Source organism: Desulfobotulus alkaliphilus (assembly GCF_007830435.1).
Lineage (GTDB): Bacteria > Desulfobacterota > Desulfobacteria > Desulfobacterales > ASO4-4 > Desulfobotulus > Desulfobotulus alkaliphilus.
The window spans coordinates 1-8,317 of the sequence record NZ_VLLC01000058.1; the positions used below are offsets into that span (position 1 = coordinate 1).

An 8,317-nucleotide genomic window follows, 5' to 3' on the forward strand; every position below is an offset into this window, starting at 1 on the left:
CGGGAGATTCTCCGGACGGTGCGTTCCGGAGTGGCTGCCCTGCAGCATATGGAAATAGGTGATTTCTGCAGCATGACCTGTGGTCTGCGCATCCAGAAAACCCTCATCGGCAACCTGACTTTCAGTACCCTTGGATCCAATCATTATAAAGACAGCCATGCGGCTCTGGTGAGGGAGCTCAATGAACCCTTTGCCATTGCCCTCTCCAATGCCCTGCGCTACATGGATCTGGTCCGGGATCACAAGGCCCTGCAGCAGGATGCCCGGCGCATGATGGGCAATGTGATGGTGGGGGCAGACAGCGGACTGAAGGAAGTCCGCCGACTCATGGCCCATGTGGCTCCCACGGACAGCCCTGTACTGCTTCTGGGCGAAACGGGTACGGGAAAGGAAGTGGTGGCTTCCGAGATCCACTCCCTTTCCCGCAGATCCCAGGGCCCGCTGATTCGGGTCAACTGCGGTGCCATTCCGGAATCTCTCATCGATTCCGAGCTTTTTGGCCATGAAAAGGGGGCCTTTACCGGAGCGCTGGAAACCATGCCGGGGCGGTTTGAGCGGGCCGATGGCGGAACGCTTTTTCTGGATGAGATCGGGGAACTTCCCGCCAGTGCCCAGGTGAAGCTTCTGCGGGTTCTCCAGAGCGGAGAGTTTGAAAGGGTAGGGGGGGCCAGATCCATGAGGGCCAGTGTGCGCATTGTGGCTGCCACCCACAGAAATCTGGAATCCATGATTCCTTTGGGAGAGTTCCGCCGGGATCTCTGGTATCGCCTCAATGTTTTTCCCGTTCATATTCCGCCACTCAGGGAAAGAAAGCAGGATATCCCTGCCATGGTGCATCATTTTATCCGTATGAAATGTGAGGAGATGAATCTTCCCTATCGTCCAGATATCGCCCCCGGAGGACTGGACGGGCTGATGGCCTATGACTGGCCCGGTAATGTACGGGAGCTGCAGAATGTGGTGGAGCGTGCCCTGATTCTCTGTCAGGGCAGGCCCCTTTCCTTTTCCGTTCTGCCGGACAGGGGGAATGAAGCTGTAAGGGAGGGTAGGGGATGTTTTCCGGAGAACCGGACCCTGGATGGGGTGATGGCTGAACATATCCGTGCGGTTTTACGGGAAACCGGTGGCAGAATTGCCGGAGAAAGGGGAGCTGCCACCATTCTGGGGCTGCATCCCAATACCCTCCGCAGCCGGATGAAAAGGCTGGGGGTGGTGTGATGGATAAGGGCTAGGTCTGAAATCCGGGAAAGGATATGGTGGTGTATGGATTTGATTTATAAGGACAAAGCTTTGGAAGAACAGGATGAGCTGATGCGTCTTCGAGAGGAGAATATCCGTCTCAAAGCTCTTTTAATCAGAAATGGTATTTCCTTTGAAGAAATTTTACCTTCAGAAACGGTTTCTTATTTACCAAAGTCTGAACAAGCCACAATCCCGATACCAAAGTATTTCAGCATCAAAGAAAAAATTGTCTTGTTCCGTCGTTTGTTCAGGGGGCGTGAGGATGTCTATGCCCATCGCTGGGAATCAGCCAGAGGCAAATCCGGTTATGCACCAGCCTGCGGCAATGAGTGGAAAACCGGTATCTGCCATAAGCCACGAATTAAATGCGGTGACTGTAGCCAGCGGCAGTTGCTGCCTGTGACCGATGCGTTGATCTATGACCATCTGGCAGGAAAAAAGACCATCGGAGTTTATCCCCTGTTGAATGATGACCGATGTTATTTTTTGGCAGCTGATTTTGATGAGTCAGACTGGCGTGAGGATGCCAGAGCCTTCATGGAATCCTGTCAGGAGTTTGGTGTTCCGGCTGCATTGGAGATTTCCCGTTCCGGCAACGGCGCACACGTCTGGATATTCTTTGCCGAGCCCGTTCCGGCCAGTGAAGCCCGCAAGCTTGGCGCGTCCCTGATCAGCCATACCTGTGACCGTACCCGCCAACTGTCCCTTGCCAGTTATGATCGACTGTTTCCCAATCAGGACACCATGCCCAAAGGTGGTTTTGGAAACCTGATAGCATTGCCTTTGCAGAAGCAGCCCAGACTATTGGGGCGGAGTGTTTTTGTTGGTTCGGATTTCAAAGCCTGTCCTGATCCGTGGAGCTTTCTGGCTTCCATCCGGCCCATGTCTTTAAAAGATTTGGAAAATTTCCTTTTGCGGATTACAGGAGGACGACATTCCCTTGATGTGAACTATGATCTTGAAGAAGAGAATTCTAAACCCTGGCAAGCTCCTTTGCCTGTCTGTACCCGGCTGACAGGCTCCCTGCCAAAATCTCTGACTCTTGTACTGGCCCATCAGATTTTCATTGCCAAGGGTGATTTGCCTCAAACTCTGACAAATCGTCTGATACGGCTGGCTGCCTTCCAGAATCCTGAATTTTACAAGGCCCAGGCCATGCGGTTTCCGGTATGGAACAAGCCGCGTATTATCGGATGTGCAGAAAATCATCCACAGCACATTGCTCTGCCGCGTGGCTGTCTTGATGCCCTTCTGGATCTGTTACAGGAAAACGGTATCTGTCCGGAGGTTCAGGATGAACGCTTGTCTGGGCATCGGCTGGCTATCAGATTTAACGGTACCCTACGTAAGGATCAGAAGGAAGCGGTGCAACAGATGCTGAAACATGAGACAGGTGTACTCTGTGCGCCGACGGCCTATGGGAAAACCGTCACGGCAGCCTCCCTCATTGCCCGGCGCCGGGTGAGTACGCTGGTGCTGGTGCATCGTACCGAATTGCAGCGTCAGTGGCAGGAACGGCTTACCGTATTTCTGGATGTGCCCAAAGAAGGACTGGGTCTTATTGGCGGTGGTAAAAAGAAACCATCCGGCAGCATTGACATTGCTCTTATGCAGTCACTGTCAAGGTCGAAAGATCTGGGGGCAGTTCTGAAACCGTATGGACAGATCATCATTGATGAGTGTCATCACCTTTCGGCTTTTTCTTTTGAGGCCATTCTCAAGCAGTCAAAGGCAAAATATGTGGTGGGTCTTACGGCTACGCCGATACGCCGTGATGGGCATCACCCGATTATTTTCATGCAGTGCGGGCCTGTTCGCCACATGGCTGATAGATCTGAAGCTGCCCCGAACCGGATGGAAGTCTGGTGGAAGGATCCGGGTGGAACGAAAACAGCGCCGGATGCATCGATTCAAGAAATATTTAGAATGCTTGCCAATGACAAGGTGCGTAACCGTTGCATTGCCATGGATGCTGTTGATGCATACCGGGAAGGGCGCAAAGTGCTGGTACTGACGGAACGTACAGACCATCTGGCTATTCTCAGGGAGTGTATGGGGGATGGCGTTGAAAACTGCTTTGTGCTGCATGGTCGCCTGCCAAAAAAAGAGCGGGCGAAGGTCTTCCGTGAGTTGGACGGCCTTGATGAATCCACTCCGAGGGTTTTGCTTGCTACCGGTCGTCTGATCGGTGAAGGCTTCGATCACCCGCCGCTTGATACCCTGGTGCTGGCTATGCCGATTTCATGGAAGGGTACGTTGCAGCAATATGCCGGGCGGTTGCACCGGGAGCATGAGCACAAAAAGGATGTACGAATTTATGATTATGTGGAAAAGAGTCAGCCTCAGCTTGCTCGCATGTGGGATAAGCGGCAGCGCAGCTATAGAGCCATGGGATATGGGATCAGGCAGATTGGGGCTCTTTGATAACCAGGTTTTAATGATTTGCACACATGTGCCAGATCCGTAATGATATTTTTTAGTGTCTGAAAGTTTTTGCAAGGTCCCCTGGGACGTTTTTTCAGTCAAACTCCGGATACAGGGTGGAGATACAGTCCGGGCAGATGCCGTGGGAGATTCTTTCGGGAAAGGCTTGATCGAATTCATGGGGAACCCGGACCCAGAGCAGCTCCTCAATACGGAAACGCTGGCACACGGAGCAGAGGGTGACAATGTGTTCTGCGCCACTGGCAGGGGAGGGCAGGCGCTGGCGTATCTGGGATAAATAGCCTGCATCCTTTGCTTTTTCTTCCATTTCCAAACCAAGGTTCACCACAATTCCCCGCAGCCGGAGCGGTTTGTTGTTTTCATCCCGGTCTATGGCGTATCCCCGGTCCATGTACCAGGTATAGGTTCCATCCTTTTTCAGAATACGGTAGTCGATCTGATAAAGGGGAGCGCGGTTTTCCAGATGGTCCCGCATGGCCTGCATGGTCCGTTCAAAATCCATGGGATGGAGGAGCTCTGTAAATGCCTGATACCCCACATCGGTGAAATCTTTGGGATCATAACCCAGCATGGTGACTTTCAGGTCATTGCAGATGACACGGTTGATGCGGATATCCCATTCCCACCAGGCAAACTGGGAGTGGATGAGTTCCTTTTCCATGAAGGCGTCCAGTTTTTCCATAAAATCCGTTCTTCCCATTGTCTTCTCCCTTATATTGATATGCTGAACGGCCATGCGTTATGGCCATCATTAAAAACATCATGCCAGGGGGCCGTTTACCTCAATTTTTTCCATGAGCCGTCTGAATTCTTCTTCCAGAAGGAACATGAGCGTTTCAAAGGTCTGGCGGTTTCTTTTTTCAACGGCGGCCTTTTCCATGGCAGATGCAGCCTGTGCAAGGGCGGCACAGGAGGCATTGAGTCCCATGCCATGGATGGTGTGGGCCTGCAGGCGGATTTCATCCAGACCTTCCTTTTGAATTGCCAGACGCAGTTCATGCATCCTCTGGGGCAGGGACTGAATCACCGTACGTAAGATTTCATGGACCAGATCCCCATCGTTCATCATTCTTTGCATCAGTTCCTGTTGATTGAAAATATGAAGATCTTTTTCCTTAAAAGTTTCTGATCCGTCAGCCTGATCTGTTTTTACGGGTTTTTCATCTGTCAGCACAGGCAGCCATTTTTTAAGGACAAGGGCAAGTCTTTCCGGGTTCACGGGTTTTGTAATGTAGTCGTTCATGCCTGCCTGCAGACATATGGCCTGATCCTCGTTCATGGCTCCGGCGGTCATGGCAAGGATGGGAAGGGCCGGAAGCGGATGTTTTTTTTCAGCCTCCATCTTCCGTATCTGCCGGGTGGTTTCAAGGCCATCCATTTCCGGCATCTGCACATCCATCAGAATCAGATCGTATGGAATGTTTCGCAGGGCTTCCAGCACCTCAAGGCCATTGGCCGCCACATGTACCTTCAACCCCATTTTTTTAAGGATGCCAAGGGCGACCTCCTGATTGGTGATGTTGTCTTCGGCCAGAAGAATACGAGCGGTAAAACGGGGCAGGTGCTGAAGCTGAAAGCGTTTCTGATGAATATGATGGCAGGTGATGATGGCGTGATCCGCAGTGCCTTCAGAAGGTCTGGCCATCACGCTTTGCAGTATTTCAAGGAGTTCACACCTGCGTATGGGTTTGCTGATATAAGCCGCAAAACCCAGTTTTTCAAAAAGCTGCACATCACCGAACTGGTCCATGGACGTGAGAATCACAAGGGGGATTCCGGAGAGCAGGGGATTGGATTTGATGGCCTTTCCAAGATCTTTGCCGTCCATGCCGGGCATCTGCATGTCTGTGATGACAAGGTCAAAGGGGGGGCCGGTCTGGAAGGATTCGGAGAGGGTCCTGAGGGCGGAGGACGCATCACTCAGCAGGGTGGGGTGTGCCCCCCAGCTTCTGAGATTTTTACCGAGAATTTCAAGGTTGGTGGCGTTGTCATCCACCACAAGAATGTGAAGGCCGTTCAGCTTTTCAGGGATCAGGGGCTTTTGGTTTTCCTGCTGTTTCTGAAGTGGAAATACGGCGGTGAACCAGAATGTGGTGCCTTCCTTTTCTTTGCTGTGAACGCCGATTTCTCCCTTCATCATTGTGACAAGCTGCCTTGAAATGGCCAGCCCCAGACCTGTGCCGCCGAACTGCCGGTTGGCCGCCGTCTGTACCTGTGAAAATTTTTGAAAAAGCTTGTGTACCTGATCTTCGGGTATGCCAATGCCCGTATCCCGTATGGAAAAGAGAAGACGGACTTCTTCCGGATCTTTTGCAGACGATAATTCCCCTGTGGCCGGGGGCTTTTTTTCGGGGTCCGCAAGGGCCACCTTGACCTCAACTTCCCCTTTTTGGGTGAATTTGATGGCATTGCCAGCCAGATTGTTGAGAATCTGACGCAGACGGCCCGCATCGCCCCGTAGCCATAGGGGTACATCCGCCTCTGCATGGCAGATGAGTTCAAGGCCTTTCTGCTGGGCCTGCACGGCCATGGTCATGGCAAAATCATCCAGCAGGGACTCAAGATTGAAATCCAGCACATCCATATCCAGCTTGCCCGCTTCAATTTTGGAAAAATCCAGAATATCATTGATCAGTGTCAGCAGATTTTCTCCGCTTTTCTGGATGGTACCCGCATAGTGCTGCTGTTCAGGATTCAGCGGGGTGTCCAGCAGAAGCTCTGTCATACCGATGACCCCGTTCATCGGGGTACGGATTTCGTGGCTCATGTTGGCGAGGAACTCACTTTTGGCAAGGGTGGCCTGCTCAGCCACGAGAAGGGCTTTATCAAGGGCGACATTGTTCGCTTTCAGTTCTCTGGCATAGGCTGCAACCTTTTCTTCGGCCTCTTTTCTTTCTGTAATATCTGTCAGGTAGATGAAAAGGCCCTTGTTTTGGCCATTTTCTTCATGATGGGCCATGGCGGAGATCAAAAGCCAGCGGGGTTTCGTGTTCCCGGTATCCTGAACGCCCATGAGGGATGTCTGTGCTGGTTTGCCTGAGCGTAAAATATCTGAAAGGGGATTTTTTTTCTCAGGGAAAGGTTCTCCGTTTTCCCGAAAGGCCTGCCAGTCCGAAGGAAGGGGGATCTTTCCCTGCATCTGGGCAGGGCTGAGGCCGGAAAGTTTTTGGGCCGCAGGATTGCAGTCAATCATTCTTCCCAGGGCATCCTGATAGATGAGACCCTGGTCCATGGTTTCAAAAAGGCTGCGGTAACGGTCCATGCTTGCGTTGAGTCGCCGGATCTGCTGGTGCAGGTGCTGCAAAGAGTCGGTTTTTTCTGTTGTTTTTTCTTTGTCCCTGAAGAATTCCATGGCTCCGGCGAGAAATTCATTTTTCCATTCTTTAATGGTATCCGGCGACAGGCTGAAGCGTCGGGCAATGTCTTCAATGCCCCCTTCGTTTCTGATGGCGGCAAGGCTTACGGTAAGCTTAAAATCCGCACTGTATTCTTTGTTTGGTATCTCCATTTCAGACTCCTTTTTACGGCTCAAGAAGAAGTCTAGCACATTGTTTTTTCTTTGGGGATAGCACAATGGATGATTTTTTGTAACCGTTCAGCACAGTTTTCCAAGTACCATAGCTGCAAGACATATGCACAGGCCCCAGGCTATTTGCCCGTGACGCGAAACGATTGCAATGTCACTTGCAAATAGCCACGGAGCCTTGCAACAGTACGAAGCTGCTGAATAATTAGGATTTTTTATCCATTCAGAACATGGCTTTCCGAGGGTGGGCTGAGACCTGACGTTTAGATGATTTTTAGGCTGCAAAAACAGGCAAAAAAAGGGACACGGCATCAGGCCGCATCCCCTTTTCATTCTATCGTCCGGGAAGCCTTAAGGCCCCCCGGATTTTTTTATTCTGCGCTGCCTTTGGCGTCTGCCATGTACTTCAAGGCTGCATAACGCCTGGTGTACTGGTCTTCGATGGATGCACGAAGTTTTTTAGACTCTTCGGGGAAGGTCTTTTCCAGTACGGCAAAGCGGTTTTCACCGGAAAGGAATTCCTGCAGGGTTCCGTCCGGAGCCTTGGACTCCAGAACAAAGGGATTCTTGCCCTCTTCCTCCAGCAGGGGATTGTAGCGGTAAAGCGGCCAGTAACCGGACTCTACGGCCAGCTTCATTTCTTCCTGGGTCTTGCCCATGCCCTTTTTGATGCCCTGATTGATGCAGGGGGCATAGCAGATGACAATGGAAGGTCCGGGGTAGTTTTCCGCTTCCACAAAGGCTTTGAGCACCTGCTGCTTACTGGCACCCATGGATACGGAAGCCACATACACATAGCCGTAGCTCATCATCATGCGGCCAAGATCCTTTTTGGCCGTTTTCTTGCCGGATGCGGCAAACTTGGCAATGGCACCCGTAGGCGTTGCCTTGGAGGACTGACCACCGGTGTTGGAGTAAACTTCCGTATCCATGACAAGGATATTGATGTCTTCTCCGGAGGCCAGAACATGGTCAAGGCCGCCAAAGCCGATGTCATAGGCCCAGCCGTCGCCACCGAAGACCCAGTGGGATTTTTTCACAAAGAGGTCCGCCTGATCCAGAATCTGATCAATGAGATCATGGGCAGGGGCCGTTGCCAGAGCA

General features: G+C 51.8%; 5 protein-coding genes. 2 read left to right on the forward strand and 3 right to left on the reverse strand.

Annotation, left to right across the window (positions count from 1 at the left end; all coding sequences use genetic code 11):
* Together LZ24_RS16430 and LZ24_RS16435 are read left to right on the forward strand one after the other, a co-directional pair.
* Positions 1-1,218 (forward strand): sigma-54 interaction domain-containing protein (locus tag LZ24_RS16430; RefSeq protein WP_144686799.1); only part of this gene is annotated, 1,218 nt, incomplete at its 5' end.
* Positions 1,219-1,263: 45 nt separating this feature from the next.
* On the forward strand, positions 1,264-3,666 hold the full coding sequence (locus LZ24_RS16435; RefSeq protein WP_186443223.1) for a TOTE conflict system archaeo-eukaryotic primase domain-containing protein: 2,403 nt from the start codon (positions 1,264-1,266) through the stop codon (positions 3,664-3,666).
* Between the two features lie 94 nt (positions 3,667-3,760).
* Here LZ24_RS16435 and LZ24_RS16440 read toward each other — a convergent pair whose 3' ends face one another.
* The 3 genes from LZ24_RS16440 to LZ24_RS16450 form a co-directional block, all read right to left on the reverse strand.
* Positions 3,761-4,387, reverse strand: coding sequence for a PAS domain-containing protein (locus tag LZ24_RS16440; RefSeq protein WP_186443224.1), 627 nt, complete (start codon positions 4,385-4,387; stop codon positions 3,761-3,763).
* 60 nt (positions 4,388-4,447) lie between these two features.
* Positions 4,448-7,195, reverse strand: coding sequence for a response regulator (locus LZ24_RS16445; protein WP_144686801.1), 2,748 nt, complete (start codon positions 7,193-7,195; stop codon positions 4,448-4,450).
* A gap of 389 nt (positions 7,196-7,584) precedes the next feature.
* Positions 7,585-8,317: thiamine pyrophosphate-dependent enzyme (locus LZ24_RS16450; protein WP_246118629.1), on the reverse strand; the 733-nt coding region annotated here is incomplete at its 5' end.

What these genes read in the sequence shown, in the direction of transcription:
- LZ24_RS16440 (WP_186443224.1), bottom strand. Translation starts at nt 4,387, where the DNA reads ATGGGAAGAACGGATTTTATGGAAAAACTGGACGCCTTCATGGAAAAG.
- LZ24_RS16445 (WP_144686801.1), bottom strand. Translation starts at nt 7,195, where the DNA reads ATGGAGATACCAAACAAAGAATACAGTGCGGATTTTAAGCTTACCGTA.
- LZ24_RS16435 (WP_186443223.1), top strand. Translation starts at nt 1,264, where the DNA reads ATGGATTTGATTTATAAGGACAAAGCTTTGGAAGAACAGGATGAGCTG.